Source organism: Enterobacter sp. HMSC16D10, from assembly GCF_001807145.1.
Lineage (GTDB): Bacteria > Pseudomonadota > Gammaproteobacteria > Enterobacterales > Enterobacteriaceae > Enterobacter > Enterobacter roggenkampii.
In genome coordinates this window covers 1-17,802 of sequence record NZ_KV787892.1, presented here as the reverse complement: position 1 = coordinate 17,802, position 17,802 = coordinate 1, and the positions used below count along the sequence as shown (strand labels likewise).

The 17,802-nt window shown below is 56.9% G+C and carries 16 protein-coding genes; 13 read left to right on the top strand and 3 right to left on the bottom strand.

What is annotated here, in order from left to right:
- Positions 1 to 62: 62 nt before the first annotated feature.
- The gene (flgA, locus tag HMPREF3143_RS15180) at positions 63 to 722 is read right to left on the bottom strand and encodes a flagellar basal body P-ring formation chaperone FlgA (protein ID WP_044596817.1); all 660 of its coding nucleotides are present in this window, start codon (positions 720 to 722) and stop codon (positions 63 to 65) included.
- Between the two features lie 157 nt (positions 723 to 879).
- Between flgA and flgB the strand changes: the two genes are divergently transcribed.
- The 11 genes from flgB (at position 880) to flgL (ending at position 10,734) form a co-directional block, all read left to right on the top strand.
- Complete coding sequence (gene flgB / locus HMPREF3143_RS15175; protein ID WP_070533526.1) at positions 880 to 1,296, top strand: flagellar basal body rod protein FlgB; 417 nt, start codon at positions 880 to 882, stop codon at positions 1,294 to 1,296.
- Positions 1,297 to 1,299: 3 nt separating this feature from the next.
- Entirely contained in the window at positions 1,300 to 1,704 is a 405-nt protein-coding gene (flgC, locus tag HMPREF3143_RS15170) for a flagellar basal body rod protein FlgC (RefSeq protein ID WP_008500814.1), read from the top strand.
- A gap of 11 nt (positions 1,705 to 1,715) precedes the next feature.
- On the top strand, positions 1,716 to 2,426 hold the full coding sequence (gene flgD, locus HMPREF3143_RS15165) for a flagellar hook assembly protein FlgD (RefSeq protein WP_021240768.1): 711 nt from the start codon (positions 1,716 to 1,718) through the stop codon (positions 2,424 to 2,426).
- A gap of 26 nt (positions 2,427 to 2,452) precedes the next feature.
- A complete protein-coding gene (gene flgE, locus HMPREF3143_RS15160; protein ID WP_070533524.1) occupies positions 2,453 to 3,661 on the top strand; it encodes a flagellar hook protein FlgE in 1,209 nt (402 codons plus the stop codon).
- Positions 3,662 to 3,681: 20 nt separating this feature from the next.
- Positions 3,682 to 4,437 (top strand): flagellar basal body rod protein FlgF, encoded by a 756-nt coding sequence (locus HMPREF3143_RS15155; protein WP_008500811.1) that lies wholly within the window; start codon positions 3,682 to 3,684, stop codon positions 4,435 to 4,437.
- Between the two features lie 11 nt (positions 4,438 to 4,448).
- Entirely contained in the window at positions 4,449 to 5,231 is a 783-nt protein-coding gene (gene flgG, locus HMPREF3143_RS15150; protein ID WP_008500810.1) for a flagellar basal-body rod protein FlgG, read from the top strand.
- 57 nt (positions 5,232 to 5,288) lie between these two features.
- Positions 5,289 to 5,987 carry a flagellar basal body L-ring protein FlgH gene (flgH, locus tag HMPREF3143_RS15145; protein WP_008500809.1) on the top strand — a complete coding sequence of 233 codons (699 nt, stop codon included), beginning with the start codon at positions 5,289 to 5,291 and terminating at the stop codon, positions 5,985 to 5,987.
- A 12-nt stretch (positions 5,988 to 5,999) separates the two neighbouring features.
- On the top strand, positions 6,000 to 7,097 hold the full coding sequence (locus tag HMPREF3143_RS15140) for a flagellar basal body P-ring protein FlgI (RefSeq protein ID WP_008500808.1): 1,098 nt from the start codon (positions 6,000 to 6,002) through the stop codon (positions 7,095 to 7,097).
- Positions 7,097 to 8,050, top strand: a complete 954-nt coding sequence (gene flgJ, locus HMPREF3143_RS15135) for a flagellar assembly peptidoglycan hydrolase FlgJ (protein ID WP_021240767.1) — start codon at positions 7,097 to 7,099, stop codon at positions 8,048 to 8,050. Before HMPREF3143_RS15140 ends, flgJ begins: the two co-directional genes overlap by 1 nt.
- A gap of 75 nt (positions 8,051 to 8,125) precedes the next feature.
- On the top strand, positions 8,126 to 9,766 hold the full coding sequence (flgK, locus tag HMPREF3143_RS15130) for a flagellar hook-associated protein FlgK (RefSeq protein ID WP_070533523.1): 1,641 nt from the start codon (positions 8,126 to 8,128) through the stop codon (positions 9,764 to 9,766).
- A gap of 14 nt (positions 9,767 to 9,780) precedes the next feature.
- Positions 9,781 to 10,734, top strand: a complete 954-nt coding sequence (gene flgL, locus HMPREF3143_RS15125) for a flagellar hook-associated protein FlgL (RefSeq protein WP_021240765.1) — start codon at positions 9,781 to 9,783, stop codon at positions 10,732 to 10,734.
- A gap of 75 nt (positions 10,735 to 10,809) precedes the next feature.
- Here the strand turns inward: flgL and HMPREF3143_RS15120 are convergent, their stop codons facing one another.
- On the bottom strand, positions 10,810 to 12,024 hold the full coding sequence (locus HMPREF3143_RS15120) for an MFS transporter (protein ID WP_070533520.1): 1,215 nt from the start codon (positions 12,022 to 12,024) through the stop codon (positions 10,810 to 10,812).
- Positions 12,025 to 12,133: 109 nt separating this feature from the next.
- On the opposite strand from HMPREF3143_RS15120, the gene HMPREF3143_RS15115 reads away from it, so the two are divergent.
- On the top strand, positions 12,134 to 13,072 hold the full coding sequence (locus HMPREF3143_RS15115) for a LysR family transcriptional regulator (RefSeq protein ID WP_070533518.1): 939 nt from the start codon (positions 12,134 to 12,136) through the stop codon (positions 13,070 to 13,072).
- A 46-nt stretch (positions 13,073 to 13,118) separates the two neighbouring features.
- On the opposite strand, the gene rne is transcribed toward HMPREF3143_RS15115, so the two are convergent.
- Positions 13,119 to 16,238: a ribonuclease E gene (rne, locus tag HMPREF3143_RS15110; RefSeq protein WP_070533516.1), complete on the bottom strand. Its 3,120-nt coding sequence runs from the start codon at positions 16,236 to 16,238 to the stop codon at positions 13,119 to 13,121.
- Between the two features lie 572 nt (positions 16,239 to 16,810).
- Between rne and rluC the strand changes: the two genes are divergently transcribed.
- Positions 16,811 to 17,758, top strand: coding sequence for a 23S rRNA pseudouridine(955/2504/2580) synthase RluC (gene rluC, locus HMPREF3143_RS15105; protein ID WP_021240761.1), 948 nt, complete (start codon positions 16,811 to 16,813; stop codon positions 17,756 to 17,758).
- Positions 17,759 to 17,802 lie beyond the last annotated feature (44 nt).

The window sequence follows — 17,802 nt, the reverse complement described above, 5'->3', positions numbered from 1 at the left end:
TGCGCCTGACATCATCATTAGTGGAATATTTATCGGCACGCGCCGCGAAATCTTTAAAAAGATTATAGGTTAATCAGAATTTTCCCATCAGCATCGACGGTTCCGCTCACCACCTGGCCTGAAGACATTCTGACGCGGGCGTTTTGCGCCACCGCGGCATTGTTCAACGCTTTCCCTTCACTGTTGATGCTAAAGCCATCTCCGTTGGCCACCACCATCACCTGTTGGCCTGCTTTTACCCGCCATGCCTGACGCAGCATGGAGATCTGTATCGGCTGGCCTGGCGCGACGTCGCGCAGGCTGACGGCGTCCTGTGCCTGGTTAATATCCAGCATGGTGCGTGGCGGCAGCTGATCCAGACGGCCGCGCTTCAAGGTCACGCTGTTTGTCTGCAGTACGCTGCCGCGCGCAATGGGCACGGCGGCGACAACATAATTGCCCGTCGCCTGAACGGCAACCTGTAAATAGCGTTTTTCGTTGGCGCAGCGTGCCAGCACGTTCACATTCCCCCAGAGCTTTGTGAACCCTACCACGCTGAAGGACGGCTGGTCGCACGTCGGGTACAGATTCGGTGGCGTGCGCACGGTAACGGTCACGTCATCGCTAAAGCCTGCCAGTTTTTCAGCAAAAAAAGCCGTTAGCCGATCCTGTATCCCTTCAGCCTGCGCCAGAGGGCTTAACAGCAAGAGAGCCGCCACCAGACCACGTTTTAACGTTTGCATCGCAAGTTCCACCGTTTCCAGAGTTGAACGAATTCTACCTGCAGTGGTTTTGCATCAACGGAATAAATAGCGACGCATTTTGCGCTTATTCCGTCGATAGGGGAGACCGGGTGAGATTTAAGCTGTGAACTGAAATTTTGCCATCAGCGGAGGAGACATGCTCGATAAACTCGACGCCGCGTTACGTTTTCAGCAGGAAGCGCTCAACTTACGCGCCCAGCGGCAGGAGATTTTAGCCGCCAATATCGCTAACGCCGATACCCCGGGGTATCAGGCGCGCGATATTGATTTTTCCAGTGAACTCAAAAAGGTGATGGAGCGTGGACGTGCCGAAGGAACGGGTGTTGCACTTGCCATGACATCCTCTCGCCATATTCCTGCTCAGGCGATGACCGCGCCAGCGACCGATTTACTTTATCGCATTCCCGATCAGCCCTCACTCGACGGTAACACCGTGGATATGGACCGGGAGCGTACCCAGTTTGCCGACAACAGCCTGAAATACCAGACGGGCCTGACCATACTCGGCGGACAAATCAAAGGCATGATGAACGTCCTGCAGGGGGGGAATTGATAGATGGCCTTGCTGAATATTTTTGATATCGCCGGTTCGGCGTTAACCGCACAGTCCAAGCGCCTGAACGTGGCCGCCAGTAACCTCGCGAACGCCGACAGCGTCACCGGACCCGACGGCCAGCCTTATCGTGCCAAACAGGTTGTCTTTCAGGTCGATGCTGCGCCAGGCGCGGCGACGGGCGGCGTGAAGGTCTCGGATGTGGTGGAGAGCCAGGCCCCGGACAGACTGGTGTATGAGCCGGGTAACCCACTGGCGGATGCCAGCGGATACGTGAAGATGCCAAACGTGGATGTGGTGGGTGAGATGGTGAACTCCATGTCGGCTTCCCGTAGCTACCAGGCCAACGTCGAAGTGCTTAATACCGTGAAGAGCATGATGCTCAAAACACTCACTCTCGGCCAGTAAAGGAGACATGCATGTCCATCGCCGTAAATGTGAATGATCCGACGAACTCGGGTGTTAACAACACAAAGAGTACGACGGGTTCTAACTCCCTGACGGGGAGTAACGCCGCCGATCTTCAGGGCAGCTTTCTGACGCTGCTGGTGGCGCAGCTTAAGAACCAGGACCCCACTAACCCGATGCAGAACAACGAACTGACCACGCAGCTTGCGCAGATCAGCACCGTTAGCGGCATTGAGAAACTCAACACCACCCTTGGTTCCGTCTCTGGACAGATTAATAGCGCCCAGTCTCTGCAGGCGGCAAGCCTGATTGGCCACGGGGTGATGATCCCGGGAACCACGATTCTGGCAGGCACCAGCACTACCGAAGGCAACACCACCACGACCACAACGCCGTTTGGCGTTGAGCTGCAGCAGGCGGCGGAGAAAGTTACCGCAACCATTACCGACAGCAACGGCACGGTCGTGCGCACCATTGATATCGGTGAGCTGAAGGCGGGCGTTCACACCTTTACGTGGGATGGCAGCCTGACCGACGGCACGAAAGCACCAAACGGTGCTTACAAAGTCGCGATCAGCGCCAGCAACGGGACGACCCAGCTGGTGGCGCAGCCGCTGCAGTTCGCGCTGGTCCAGGGCGTGATTAAAGGAAGCGACGGCAACAAACTGGATTTGGGAACCTCTGGTTCCACCACACTCGACGAAGTTCGGCAGATTATCTAAGCCTTAACACTTATCAGGAGTAAGTCATGGCCTTTTCTCAAGCGGTCAGCGGCCTGAATGCTGCGGCCACCAACCTGGACGTCATTGGCAACAACATCGCCAACTCCGCGACCTATGGTTTTAAATCCGGTTCTGCTTCCTTTGCAGACATGTTTGCCGGTTCCAAAGTCGGCCTGGGCGTGAAAGTTGCGGGCATCACGCAGGACTTTACCGACGGCACCACCACCAACACCGGTCGTGGTCTGGACGTTGCCATCAGCCAGAACGGTTTCTTCCGTATGGTCGACTCCAACGGCTCTGTGTTCTACAGCCGTAACGGCCAGTTCAAGCTGGACGAAAACCGTAACCTGGTGAACATGCAGGGGATGCAGTTAACCGGTTATCCGGTTGCCGGGACGCCATCAACGGTTCAGACCGGGGCGAACCCACAGGTCATTAATATCCCAACCACGTTGATGGCCGCGAAGTCCACCACCACGGCTTCCCAGCAGATTAACCTGAATTCCACCGATACCGCGCCGACCACCGCCTTTGATCCGGCTAACCCGGACACGTACAACAAAAAAGGTACGGTGACCGTCTTTGATAGCCAGGGTAATGCGCACAACATGAACCTGTTTTATGTCAAAGATGCGACCCCGGCTAACTCCTGGAAAGTGTATGCCCAGGACGGTAGCGTCGCAGGCAGCACGGCGGCACTCGCCACCACGCTGACCTTCGATAATAACGGTACGCTGACCGGTGGTGGAAATATCAACATCACTACCGCGACCATCCCAGGTGCGACGCCAGCGACCTTCGCCATGAGTTTTGCTAACTCCATGCAGCAGAACACCGGCGCGAACAATATCGTCGCGACCAGCCAGAATGGTTTTAAACCAGGCGACCTGGTGAGCTACCAAATCAATGACGACGGCACTGTGGTCGGTAACTATTCCAATGAACAGACCCAGGTTCTGGGCCAGATCGTGCTGGCAAACTTCGCCAACAACGAAGGTCTGAAATCGGAAGGCGACAACGTCTGGTCTGCCACCCAGTCCTCCGGCGTGGCGCTGCTGGGTACTGCCGGAAGCGGTAACTTCGGCACGCTGACCAACGGTGCGCTGGAAGCCTCTAACGTCGATCTGAGTAAAGAGCTGGTGAACATGATCGTCGCGCAGCGTAACTATCAGTCGAACGCGCAGACCATCAAAACCCAGGATCAGATCCTCAACACGCTGGTTAACCTGCGTTAAGCGGCTAACAGGAAAGCGCAATGGATCACGCAATATATACCGCGATGGGCGCGGCAAGTCAGACGCTCAATCAGCAGGCCGTTACCGCCAGCAACCTGGCAAACGCCTCAACGCCGGGCTTTCGCGCGCAGCTTAATGCGCTGCGCGCGGTGCCGGTAGAAGGGCTTTCCCTGCCGACCCGTACGCTGGTGACGGCATCAACCCCTGGTGCCGATATGACGCCAGGGCAGATGGATTACACCTCACGCCCGCTGGACGTAGCTCTGCAGCAGGACGGCTGGCTGGCGGTGCAAACGGCGGACGGTAGCGAAGGCTATACCCGTAACGGGAACATCCAGGTGAGCGCGACGGGCCAGCTGACGATTCAGGGGCATCCGGTGATGGGGGAAGCGGGTCCGCTGACCGTACCGGAAGGTTCTGAGCTGACTATCGCTGCGGACGGCACCATTTCGGCGCTCAACCCGGGCGACCCGGCCAATACCGTTGCGCCCGTCGGTCGTCTGAAGCTGGTCAAGGCGGAAGGCAAAGAGGTGCAGCGTGGCGACGACGGTATGTTCCGTCTGACCCAGGCGGCGCAGGCGACGCGGGGTGCCACCTTACAGGCCGATCCGAGCATCCGCGTGATGTCCGGTGTTCTGGAAGGCAGTAACGTCAAGCCGGTCGAAGCCATGACCGACATGATCGCCAGCGCCCGTCGTTTTGAAATGCAGATGAAGATCATCAGCAGCGTCGATGAAAACGCGGGCAAGGCTAACCAACTTCTGGCTATGAGTTAACAGGATTCCTTATGATCAGTTCTTTATGGATCGCGAAAACTGGCCTGGACGCCCAGCAAACCAATATGGACGTGATTGCCAACAACCTGGCAAACGTGAGCACCAATGGTTTCAAGCGTCAGCGCGCCGTTTTCGAAGATTTGCTTTATCAAACCATCCGTCAGCCGGGCGCGCAGTCTTCTGAACAGACGACGCTGCCATCGGGCCTGCAGATCGGTACCGGTGTTCGTCCGGTGGCGACCGAGCGTCTGCACAGCCAGGGCAACCTGTCTCAGACCAACAACAGCAAAGACGTGGCGATCAAAGGCCAGGGCTTCTTCCAGGTGCAGCTGCCTGACGGGACTTCTGCCTACACCCGCGACGGCTCGTTCCAGGTCGATCAGAACGGCCAGCTGGTGACGGCGGGCGGTTTCCAGGTTCAGCCTGCGATTACCATCCCGGCGAACGCCCTGAGCATAACCATCGGACGTGACGGTGTGGTCAGCGTAACCCAGCAGGGGCAGGCTGCGCCGGTTCAGGTTGGGCAGCTCAACCTGACCACCTTCATGAACGATACCGGTCTGGAAAGCATTGGTGAGAACCTCTACACCGAGACGCAATCCTCCGGGACGCCAAATGAGAGCACCCCGGGCCTGAACGGCGCGGGCCTGCTGTATCAGGGCTATGTTGAAACCTCCAACGTGAACGTGGCGGAAGAGCTGGTGAATATGATCCAGGTTCAGCGCGCGTATGAAATTAACAGTAAAGCAGTGTCGACGACCGACCAGATGCTGCAGAAACTGACGCAACTCTAAGGTGTAGCCCGGTGCGGTAAACGCCGCGCCGGCTCCCTGTTTTCGAAGATGAAGGCAATGCAAAAAAACGCGGCGTTTCGTTATCCGATTCTGACTGTTCTGGCCGTCACCCTCAGCGGGTGTGCCTGGATCCCGTCTAAACCTTTGGTCCAGGGTGCGACGACTGCGCAACCCGTTCCTGGCCCTGCGCCAGTAGTCAACGGCTCCATTTTCCAGACCGCGCAGCCGATTAATTACGGCTATCAGCCGCTGTTTGAAGATCGCCGCCCGCGTAACGTCGGCGATACATTGACCATTGTGCTGCAGGAAAACGTCAGCGCGAGCAAGAGCTCGTCGGCGAACGCCAGCCGCGATGGCAAAACGAATTTTGGCTTCGATACCGTCCCGCGCTACCTGCAGGGACTGTTCGGCAACGCGCGTGCTGATGTCGATGCCTCTGGTGGCAACACCTTTAACGGTAAAGGTGGCGCGAACGCCAGCAACACCTTCAGCGGCACGCTGACGGTCACGGTTGACCAGGTACTGGTTAACGGCAACTTACACGTGGTGGGTGAAAAACAGATCGCCATCAACCAGGGCACTGAATTCATTCGCTTCTCGGGCGTGGTTAACCCTCGCACCATCAGCGGCACCAACACCGTTCCGTCCACCCAGGTGGCGGATGCGCGCATTGAGTACGTCGGTAACGGCTACATTAATGAAGCGCAGAATATGGGTTGGCTGCAGCGCTTCTTCCTTAACTTATCGCCGATGTAAGCGAGGTGACCCATGTTTAAATCGATCTTCGCCGTGGCGCTCGCGCTGGTGGCTACCTTTGCCCAGGCTGACCGTATTCGCGATCTCACCAGCGTTCAGGGCGTGCGTGAAAACTCGCTGATTGGCTATGGCCTGGTGGTGGGGCTGGACGGTACCGGTGACCAGACGACCCAGACCCCCTTTACCACCCAAAGTCTGAACAACATGCTTTCCCAGCTCGGCATTACCGTGCCGGCGGGAACTAACATGCAGCTGAAAAACGTGGCGGCAGTAATGGTCACCGCGTCCTACCCGGCGTTTGCGCGTCAGGGACAGACCATTGACGTGGTGGTCTCCTCAATGGGTAACGCCAAAAGCCTGCGCGGCGGTACGCTGCTGATGACCCCGCTGAAAGGCGTCGACAGCCAGGTTTATGCGCTGGCGCAGGGGAACATTCTGGTCGGCGGTGCGGGTGCATCCGCAGGCGGAAGCAGCGTGCAGGTGAACCAGCTCAACGGCGGACGGATTACCAACGGGGCGATCATTGAGCGTGAACTGCCGACCCAGTTTGGCGCGGGCAACACCATCAACCTGCAGCTCAATAATGAAGACTTCACGATGGCGCAGCAGATTGCCGATACCATCAACCGCAGCCGCGGCTACGGTAATGCCACGGCACTCGATGCGCGCACCGTGCAGATCCGTACCTCTACCGGCAGCAGCAATCAGGTGCGCATGCTGGCCGATATCCAGAATATGGAAGTGAACGTTCCGGTCCAGGATGCGAAGGTGATCATCAACTCCCGAACTGGCTCGGTGGTGATGAACCGGGAAGTGTCGCTCGACAGCTGTGCCGTGGCGCAGGGGAACCTGTCGGTGACGGTAAACCGCTCCGCGAACGTGAGCCAGCCGGACACGCCGTTTGGCGGTGGTCAGACGGTGGTAACCCCGCAAACGCAGATTGATTTACGTCAGAGCGGTGGGTCTTTACAGAGCGTGCGATCAAGCGCCAACCTGAACAGCGTGGTGCGCGCCCTGAACGCCCTGGGGGCAACGCCGATGGATCTGATGTCCATCCTGCAATCGATGCAAAGCGCGGGCTGCCTGCGCGCCAAACTGGAAATCATTTAATGCTGACCGATAGCAAACTGTTGACCAGTGCCGCCTGGGACGCCCAGTCGCTCAACGAACTGAAAACCAAAGCAGGCAAAGACCCGGCGGCGAATATCCGCCCGGTCGCCCGCCAGGTGGAAGGAATGTTTGTACAGATGATGCTGAAGAGCATGCGCGAAACCCTGCCGAAAGACGGGATGTTCAGCAGTGATTCAACGCGTCTCTACACCAGCATGTATGACCAGCAGATTGCGCAGCAGATGACCGCCGGGAAAGGCCTCGGTCTGGCTGACATGATTGTCAAGCAGACCGAAGCGGCGCAGGGCATTCAGCCTCAGGATCAGCCGCAGCAGGTACCGATGAAATTCGACCTGGAAACGGTGACCAGCTATCAGAACCAGGCTCTGACGCAAATGGTGCGTAAAGCCATGCCGAAAGCCACGGGCAGCGGCGATGAGCCGCTCTCCGGTGACAGCAAAGACTTCCTGGCGCAGCTTTCTCTGCCTGCGCGCCTTGCCAGCGAACAGAGCGGCGTGCCGCATCACCTGATTCTGGCGCAGGCCGCGCTGGAGTCGGGCTGGGGTCAGCGCCAGATCCGCAAGGAAAACGGCGAACCGAGCTTCAACATCTTCGGCGTGAAAGCCACCTCCAGCTGGAAGGGGCCAACTACGGAGATCACAACCACCGAATACGAGAACGGTGCGGCGGTGAAGGTCAAAGCCAAATTCCGCGTCTACAGCTCGTATCTGGAAGCGTTGTCCGATTATGTTGGCCTGCTGAGCCGAAATCCGCGCTATACCGCCGTGACGCAGGCGGCGACGGCGGAGCAGGGCGCTCAGGCGCTGCAAAACGCGGGCTACGCGACCGACCCGAACTATGCGCGCAAGCTCACCAGCATGATCCAGCAGCTGAAATCCATGGGCGAGAAGGTCAGCAAAGCCTATAGCACAGATATTGAAAATCTGTTCTGAAAGTTCTCAAGTCCCGGTGGAGGTTGCCGATAACCTTCATCAGGACTCGTGTCTGAACGTATAAAAGGAACCCCCATGTCCAGTTTGATTAACAGCGCCATGAGTGGCCTCAGTGCTGCGCAGTCGGCACTCAATACCGTCAGTAATAATATTTCAAGCTATAACGTGGCAGGCTATACCCGCCAGACCACGGTGCTGGGCGCATCTAACAGCACGCTGACCGGCGGTGGCTGGGTGGGTAACGGGGTGTATGTCTCCGGTGTCCAGCGTGAGTATGACGCCTTCATCACCAATCAGCTGCGCGCCGCGCAGACGCAGAGCAGCGGCCTGACGACGCGCTATCAGCAGATGTCAAAAATCGACGATGTGCTCTCCGATACCACCAACTCGCTCTCCACCACGCTGCAGGACTTCTTCAAAAGCCTGCAAACCCTGGTGAGCAACGCGGAAGATCCGGCGGCGCGTCAGACGGTGCTGGGTAAAGCGGGCGGTCTGGTCAATCAGTTCAAAACCAACGATCAGTATCTTCGTGACCAGGATACGCAGGTGAATACCGCGATTTCAACCAGCGTGTCGCAGATCAACAACTACGCCAAACAGATTGCCAATCTGAACGATCAGATTTCCCGTCTGACCGGCGTCGGTGCGGGCGCATCGCCTAACGATCTGCTTGACCAGCGCGATCAGCTCGTCAACGAGCTGAACAAAATCGTCGGCGTGGAAGTGTCTGTGCAGGATAGCGGCACGTATAACATCTCTTTCGGCAACGGTTACAGCCTGGTGCAGGGCAGCAAAGCTAACCAGCTGGCTGCCGTGAAGTCGAGTGCCGATCCGGCTCGTACCACCGTGGCCTATGTCGATGATGTGGCCGGGAACGTAGAGATCCCGGAAAAGATGATCACCACCGGTTCTTTGGGCGGTTTACTGACCTTCCGCACGGAAGATCTGGATAAAGCTCGTAACACCCTGAACCAGATGGCGCTGGCCTTTGCCGATTCGATGAACACGCAGCATGAGGCTGGCTTTGACGCTAACGGTGATGCGGGCGGTAAGCTGTTCAACTTTGGTTCTCCGGCGGTGCTGTCCAACAGCAAGAACGGCGGATCGGCGGTTGTTACGGCCTCTGTGACGGACAGCAAGCAGGTCCAGGCGACAGACTATAAGCTGCAGTTCAACGGCACTGACTGGACGATCACCCGTACATCAGACAAAACCAGCTTTACGATGAGCCCGGATGCCAGCGGCAACCTGTCGTTTGATGGTCTTAACGTCAACGTGAGCGGCACGGCAAATACCAAAGACAGCTTTACCGTGAAGCCAGTTTCCGACGTCATCATGAACATGGATCTGGCGATCAGCGACGAGTCCAAACTGGCGATGGCGTCAGTGCAGAACGGCGGCGAAAGTGATAACCGTAATGGCCAGAAACTGCTTGATCTTCAAAACGCGAAAGTTGTGGGTGGGAATAAAACCTTTAACGATGCGTATGCCTCTCTCGTCAGTACAGTCGGTAGCTCAACGGCGTCACTGAAGGTGAGCAGCCAGACGAAAGCGAATGTGGAAACACAGTTAACCAAACAACAGCAGTCCATCTCAGGGGTAAACCTCGACGAAGAGTATGGCAATTTGCAGCGTTATCAGCAGTATTACCTTGCCAACGCGCAGGTGTTACAAACTGCTAGTACGCTCTTCGACGCAATTATCAATATTCGCTAAGGTTGAGGTGAACAATGCGTATTAGCACCCAAATGATGTACGACCAGAACATGCGGGGGATCACCGATTCCCAAAGCAAATGGCTAAATTACGGGGAACAAATGTCCACCGGTAAGCGCGTTAATCGTCCGTCGGACGATCCTATCGCGGCGTCGCAGGCGATTGTTCTATCACAGGCTCAGGCGCAGAATAGCCAATTCGATCTTGCGCGTACCTTTGCAACGCAGAAAGTATCGCTTGAGGAGAGTGTCCTTTCACAGGTTACAACGGCCATTCAGAGCGCTCAGGAAAAGGTCGTTTATGCGAGGAATGGGACATTAAGTGACAGCGATCGGGCATCTCTGGCGACAGACCTGCAAGGCATACGCGATCAGCTTATGAACCTCGCCAACAGCACTGACGGTAATGGACGATATATCTTCGCAGGGTATAAGACGGAGAATGTCGCTTTTGACCAAACCAGCGGCAATTATATCGGTGGTACTACCCCAGTTAACCAACAGGTGGATTCTGCACGAAATATGCAAATCAGCCACACTGGCACAGAGGTTTTCGCCACGTTTACCAGCAATGCAACACCGGAGCCGGGTGGTGGAACACCTGAAAAGAATTTATTCAAGATACTGGATAATGCTATCACCTCGTTGAACACACCGGTCGGTGACGATCAAGCGAAGGTCGATCAGGAAAATGCAGCCATTGATGCTGCGAACCGGGGGTTGCGTAACTCGCTTGATAATGTATTAACTGTACGGGCCGATTTGGGTACCAAACTTAACGAACTGGATAAACTGAACACACTGAGTAACGACCGGTCACTCGCACAGACTTCGCAAATGAGTGACCTTGTGGACGTTGACTGGAATGCGGCAATTTCCTCTTACACCATGCAGCAGGCGGCATTGCAGGCGTCTTATAAAGCGTTTAGCGATATGCAGGGCATGTCTCTGTTCCAGCTGAACAAATAACATCTTGACCTCTTAGAACATGTCTTGAAACTGGGCATGTTTTGCTGCCCAATCCGTCTGGATTGGGCATTTTTTTTATGCGACTTCTGCCGTTACTGAGGCGACACGCGCGCTTTCTATCAGACGGATGACCAGCGCAATGACGCCACAGACGGTGGCCAGTGCGACCACACCCGTCCAGCCAGCCAGCGAGTAGATATTGCTGCCTAACGCGGACCCCAGGGCCATCCCGATAAAGACGACCGTAAAGAGCAGGGCGTTGAGACGACCACGCGCCTGCGGTTCAAGGCTGTACACCAGGTTCTGATGGGCGACCAGGCTGGACTGCAGGCCCAGGTCGAACCCGACGGCAGAGATGGCGATCAGCATCAGCTGCCCATGAACGCCCAGCGCGGGCATCAGGAACATCAGGGCGAAAGAGACGGTCACAAGAACGGCACCAAGCTGCGTGACTTTTCCTGCCCCCAGTTTGTCCGCCAGACCCCCCGCCAGTGGGGCAGCTAACGCACCCGCGGCACCGGCAATACCAAAACCACCTGCGACGGCACTACCCAGGTGATAGCGTTCCAGCAGCATGACCGCAAGCGTTGACCAGAAGGCGCTAAAGGCAATCGACAGGAAACCCTGAGCCAGCGCCGCGCGGCGCAGCGCCGGGTAGCGACGCCACAGGTGTTCCATCGAGCGCATCAGCGCGGGGTAGCTCAGCGTGGAGTGAATGGCAAAACGGGGAAGTACAAACCACATCATCACCCCGATGAACGCAATGCTCGCCGCTGCCAGCTGGTACATGACGCGCCAGCCAAACGCTTCGCCCACCACGCCGCTCACGGTTCTTGATAATAAGATACCCAGTAGCAGCCCGGTCATTACCGTGCCCACGGTTTTTCCCTGTTTTCCTTCCGGCGCAAGGATGGCCGCGGCAGGAACAATATCCTGCGCCATGGTGGCGGCCATGCCGATAAGCAGGCTTGCCAGCAGCAGGGAATGGATCTGCCCGGTCAGGCTACAGCCGAGAAGAAACAGCGCCAGCGCCGCGCTTTTGATCAAAATTAATGTCCTGCGGTCGTGGCGATCGCCCAGAGGAAGCAGGAACAGGATGCCAAGCGCGTAGCCTGCCTGCGTTAATGTTGGCACCAGGCCCATACCTTCAATACTCAAATGCAGGTCGGCACCCATCAGCGGCAACAGGGGCTGCGCGTAATAGATTGATGCCACGCTGAAGCCAGCCCCCAGAGCCAGCATAAAGATCACCCAGCGGCTTACAGCATGGGAAGTCGTTGTTGTGTTCATAAGTTGTTCCTCATTCATCGTGTGCGGCTATTTTTTATCAGTACGCCTTGCGACGGTAGCGGGCCCGGTGGTAAAACGCTTATACGTTGAACGTATAAATGAAAATGCGATGAAAAGAGTTGAGCGTATAGACAGGGTAGAGCTAATGCGGACGTTTGTCCGCATTGTCGAGGCGGGTTCGCTCTCAGCGGCGGCGCGACAGCTGGCAACAACCCAGGCCACGGTAAGCCGACGGTTGCAGTCGCTTGAAACCATGCTGGGCGTGCGCCTGATGCTGCGCACCACCCACACGACGCGGCTAACGGATGACGGCGAGCGCTGCTATCAGCACGCCCGTCGGGTGATTGACAGCTGGCTGGCGCTGGAGGATGAGGTGGGGCAGACGGAAGATGAGCCGGTAGGCGTGCTGCGGGTGCGGGCACCGCACGCATTTGGTCAGGATCAGCTTCTGAAACCCGTAACCGAATTTTTGCAACGCTATCCGCAGCTTTCGATTGAGTGGATGCTCAACGATCGGTCGGCGGATTTCCTCGGCGACAACCTTGACTGTGCTATTCGGGTAGGCGTGGAGGTCGATCCGGCAACCGTATCCGTACTGCTGGCGGAGGTGCCGCGCTCGGTGGTGGCTTCTCCGGCACTGCTGGCCCGCTTCCCGGCGGTGAATACGCCGGAGGATTTGCAGCAGTTTCCCTGGATAGCCATCAGCTCTTTCTACCAGCGCCACGTGGAGCTTTTTCACGATGCCTCGTCCGCCACCGCGCGGATTGCGATTACGCCACGGCTCAGCACCGACAGCCTGTATGTCGCACGCAATACGGCACTTACCGGCCTTGGCGTGGCCGTGGTATCCAGCTGGACGGTACAGGACGATATTCGGGAAGGGCGGCTGGTGCATTTGCTGCCCGAGTGGCAGCCCGCGGCGCTACCGGTACATCTGGTCTATCCCTGGTCCCGTTATTATCCGGCACGCTTGCGGCGATTTCTGGAGTTGATGCGGCAGGTCATGCCGGAGGTGACCGGGATGAGAAAGCCTGTTCAGCAGCCATAAAAAAGCCGACCCAAGGGTCGGCTTTTTACTTCAGTGTCGTTTGTCGTTATTCGACAGACTGTGGACGCGTTGCCGGTGCAGTCGCCTGATGCGTTGCACTGTGACCACCGGCTGCGCCTTTACCTTCGAAGCTGAAGGCCGGGCGAACCCAGTCGCTGTGACGCGGCGCTTCAGGCACGTAATCCGGCGCCGGAGCGCGCGTCATAGGTGCTGTTGCCACGTGGGCAGCGGCTGGCGCAGAAACAACCGGCTCAGGCTTCACGTCGGGCACTTTCGGTTCTTCAACAACCGGTTCAACCTGAATCTCAACGTCCTGAACGACCTCTTCAGCGGTGGTTTCGACGAGGGTTTCAGCGGTGTCTTCCACGGCGGCTACAGGTTCAGCCTCTTCAGCGATTTCCTCAGCCACCACGACATCTTCTTCAGCAATAAGCTGCGGTGCGGCATCAACCGGCGCGGCAATCACTTCGGGATGCGTGGTTTCGACGTCCGCGGCCTGAGGTGCTTCAGTTTCAACAACCTGAGGTTCAACCACGGTTGCCGTTTCAGTCACGACCTCTTCTACCGCTGCTACAGGTGCAATGACCTCTTCCGTTACCGGCTGTTCTTCAACAACCTGCTCCGGGCGAGCAACAGGGTAGCGGATCCAGACTTTGCCGGAAGCCATTTCTGGTGAAGCACAGGCAACGGTCAGCGGCATTGGAGACTGAGTCGGGTACCGCTCGTCACGATAGCGACGACGGCGCTGACCGCTGACGCGCAGATGACGTGGGGAACGACGTGAACGGCGCGGCATACCGGCGTTATCACGGTTTTCACCGTTTTCATCCTGCTCAATGTTGTTATCAATGACCGCTGGCAGGTCAACTTTTGCCAGCTGCGTACCGGTTGCGCTCTCGCGAGTTTCAACCGCAACGTTTGCTGTCTCTTCGGTTGCTTCAGAGGCGAAGCGGACTTTCTGAGCAAGCTGGCGCTGCTTACGGCGCGGCATGACCTGAGTACGTTCTTCCTGCTCGCCGTCCTGCTGCTCAACAGGCTCTTCGCGGTTCAGGTTTTTGACTTCCTGCTGTGCCTGACGCTTCTCGTCGTTACGACGACGGTTGCGTTCACGGCGCGGCTGCTGGTCGTCACGCTGTTTGCTCTTCTCAGACTCATCGCCCGCCTGCTGGCGAATTTCACGATCTTCAACATTCTGCTGCTGTTTCTCGCGACGGTTGCGACGGTTGTCTTCGCGTTGCTCACGGCCTTCGTTATTGTCAGAGCGGTTGTCACGGTTGTCACGACGCTCGTTGCGCTCATTACGATCGCTACGGTCATTACGGTCGCGGCGGTTGTTCTGACGCTTACGGCGGTCCTGCTGACGTTCAGGCTTGGCCGCTTTTGGCTCTTCTTTCGGCTGCTCTGGCTGAACTTCCTCACCGGCAAACATCTTCTTCAGCGTGCCGAAGAAGCGGCTCAGCAGACCCGGCTGCGCAGGCTGGGCTTTCGCGGCCGTCGCTTCTGGTTTCTGCGCCGCAGGTTTGGCCGCTGGTTTTTCCAGGGCGGCTTCCGGTGGGGCTTCTGGCATGATGAAGGTCGCTAACGCAGGCTGCTCTGGCAGCTTACGCTCTGCTGGCTCGTCATCAGATGGCAGGGCCATCTCTTCTTCGTGCAGCTTCGGCAGCAGGTAGCTGAGCGTTGACGTCTCTTCGCCTTTACGGACACGCAGCACGTGGTAGTGCGGGGTTTCCATCTGATCGTTTGGCACGATGATGCAGCGAACACCACCCTGACGTGCTTCAATGGCACTGACCGCAGCACGTTTTTCGTTCAACAGGTAGGACGCAATTGGCACAGGCACAATCGCGTGAACCTCTTTGGTATTCTCTTTCAGCGCTTCTTCTTCAATCAGACGCAGGATAGAGAGGGACAGCGATTCGTTATCACGCACGGTACCGGTGCCGGAGCAGCGTGGGCAGACGTGATGGCTGGACTCACCCAGCGATGGGCTCAGACGCTGACGGGACATCTCCAGCAGGCCAAAGCGTGAGATATGGCTAATCTGAATACGCGCACGATCCTGACGCACCGCTTCGCGCAGACGGTTTTCTACCGCACGCTGGTGACGAACAGGGGTCATGTCGATGAAGTCGATAACAATCAGACCACCCAGGTCGCGCAGGCGGAGCTGGCGGGCGATTTCATCAGCGGCTTCAAGGTTGGTGTTGAAGGCGGTCTCTTCGATGTCGCCGCCGCGGGTTGCACGCGCGGAGTTTATGTCGATAGCGGTCAGCGCTTCAGTGGTATCGATAACGATAGAACCGCCGGATGGCAGACGCACTTCACGCTGGAAGGCGGACTCAATCTGGGATTCGATCTGATAGTGGCTGAACAGCGGGATTTCACCGGTGTACAGCTTAATTTTGCTGGTGAAATCCGGACGGCCCAGCGCGGCAATGTGCTGGCGCGCCAGCTCAAGCACTTTCGGGTTATCGATCAGAATCTCACCGATGTCCTGACGCAGGTAGTCACGGAAGGCACGCACGATCACGTTGCTTTCCTGGTGGATCAGGAACGGAGCAGGGCGGCTTTCCGCTGCTTTCTGGATGGCTTCCCAGTGCTTCAGACGGAAGCTGAGGTCCCACTGCAGCGCTTCGGCGGATTTGCCGACGCCTGCGGTACGCACGATAAGCCCCATGCCGTCAGGCAGTTCAAGGCTTGCCAGCGCTTCTTTCAGCTCGGTACGGTCATCACCTTCGATACGGCGCGAGATGCCACCCGCACGCGGGTTGTTAGGCATCAGCACCAGATAGCTCCCCGCCAGGCTGATAAAGGTTGTCAGTGCGGCACCTTTGTTGCCACGCTCTTCTTTATCAATCTGAACGATAACTTCCTGACCTTCACGCAGAACATCTTTGATGTTTGGGCGGCCATGGGCGTTGTAGTTTGCAGGGAAATATTCGCGGGCGATTTCTTTCAGAGGGAGGAAACCATGACGCTCAGCACCGTAATCGACAAATGCAGCTTCAAGGCTTGGTTCAATGCGGGTGATTTTGCCTTTGTAAATGTTCGCTTTTTTCTGTTCGTGTCCAGGACTTTCGATATCCAGATCGTACAGGCGCTGCCCATCCACAAGGGCGACACGCAACTCTTCTTGCTGAGTTGCGTTGATTAACATTCTTTTCATCGTAACTTACTCGTTATTCTTACATTGACGACAAAGCTGCGGGCAAGGTGACGCTTTCCGGGGTATGAACCGATGGCCTCGTGTCTGTTCACGTCGCCAACCTCACGGTTGTCGCTCGCTTAAGAGGCGCAGAGTGTCGGTTGCCTGTGTTTCATACGGAAACACAGCGCAATTATCAGGGGAATTGCCTGGGTAGAACTCTCCAGAGAACAATCCTTATACCGGGAAGTACTGCAACCCGCAGCCCGCTAACTGCCTGAAAGATCAATACGTCTTACGCCATTGCTGCGTGGATGATCGGTCAGACAAAATTGGTCATTCCGTCGACATCCTTACAAAACCCGGATTTAACGCGGAAAACGACCTCATTATTCCACTGCTCACCGGGTTATAGCAAGATGACTTTTACCAATTATCACCCGGTTACTCACAGTTTCTTCACCTCAAGGTGGTGATTGGTTTAATAACCACCAAATCGATTGCGTGAAACGGGGCGCAGGCCGGATAAAAGTAAATATAAGCATAGAAAAATGAGTGGCGCTAATGGCTGACGATATTTAGAATCGCCAACCATGAAAACAGAGACTCCAGCCGTAAAAATGGTTGCCATCGCCGAAGATGAAGCGGGGCAACGTATCGATAACTTCTTGCGCACCCAGTTGAAAGGGGTGCCAAAGAGCATGATTTACCGCATCCTGCGTAAGGGCGAAGTGCGGGTGAACAAAAAACGCGTGAAGCCCGAGTACAAACTCGAGGCGGGCGATGAAGTGCGCATTCCGCCGGTGCGCGTGGCAGAGCGTGAAGAAGAGACCGTTTCACCGAAGCTACAGAAAGTGGCGGCCCTGAGCGATGTCATCCTTTACGAAGATGACCACATTCTGGTGCTGAATAAACCGTCAGGAACGGCAGTTCATGGCGGTAGCGGCCTGAGCTTCGGTGTGATTGAAGGGCTCCGCGCGCTGCGCCCGGAAGCGCGTTTCCTTGAACTGGTGCACCGTCTTGACCGTGACACCTCTGGCGTGCTGCTGGTAGCGAAAAAACGTTCTGCGCTGCGTTCCCTGCATGAACAGCTGCGTGAAAAAGGGATGCAGAAAGACTACCTGGCGCTGGTGCGCGGCCAGTGGCAGTCCCATGTAAAAGTGGTGCAGGCGCCGCTGCTGAAGAACATTCTGCAAAGCGGCGAGCGTATTGTCCGCGTCAGCCAGGAAGGGAAACCGTCTGAGACGCGCTTTAAGGTTGAAGAGCGCTATGAGTTTGCCACGCTGGTGCGCTGCAGTCCGGTGACCGGTCGTACCCACCAGATCCGCGTACATACGCAGTTTGCAGGGCACCCCATCGCGTTTGATGACCGCTATGGCGACCGCGAGTTTGATAAGCAGCTGGCGGGAACGGGGCTATCGCGTCTGTTCCTGCATGCGGCAGCGCTGAAGTTTACCCACCCAAATACCGGTGAAGTCATCCGTATTGAAGCGCCGCTGGATGAGCAGTTGAAACGCTGCCTGAAGGTTCTGCGCGGCTGATTTTGCCCGTCGGCGCTGCGCTTGCACGGGCCTACGGTTTTGTA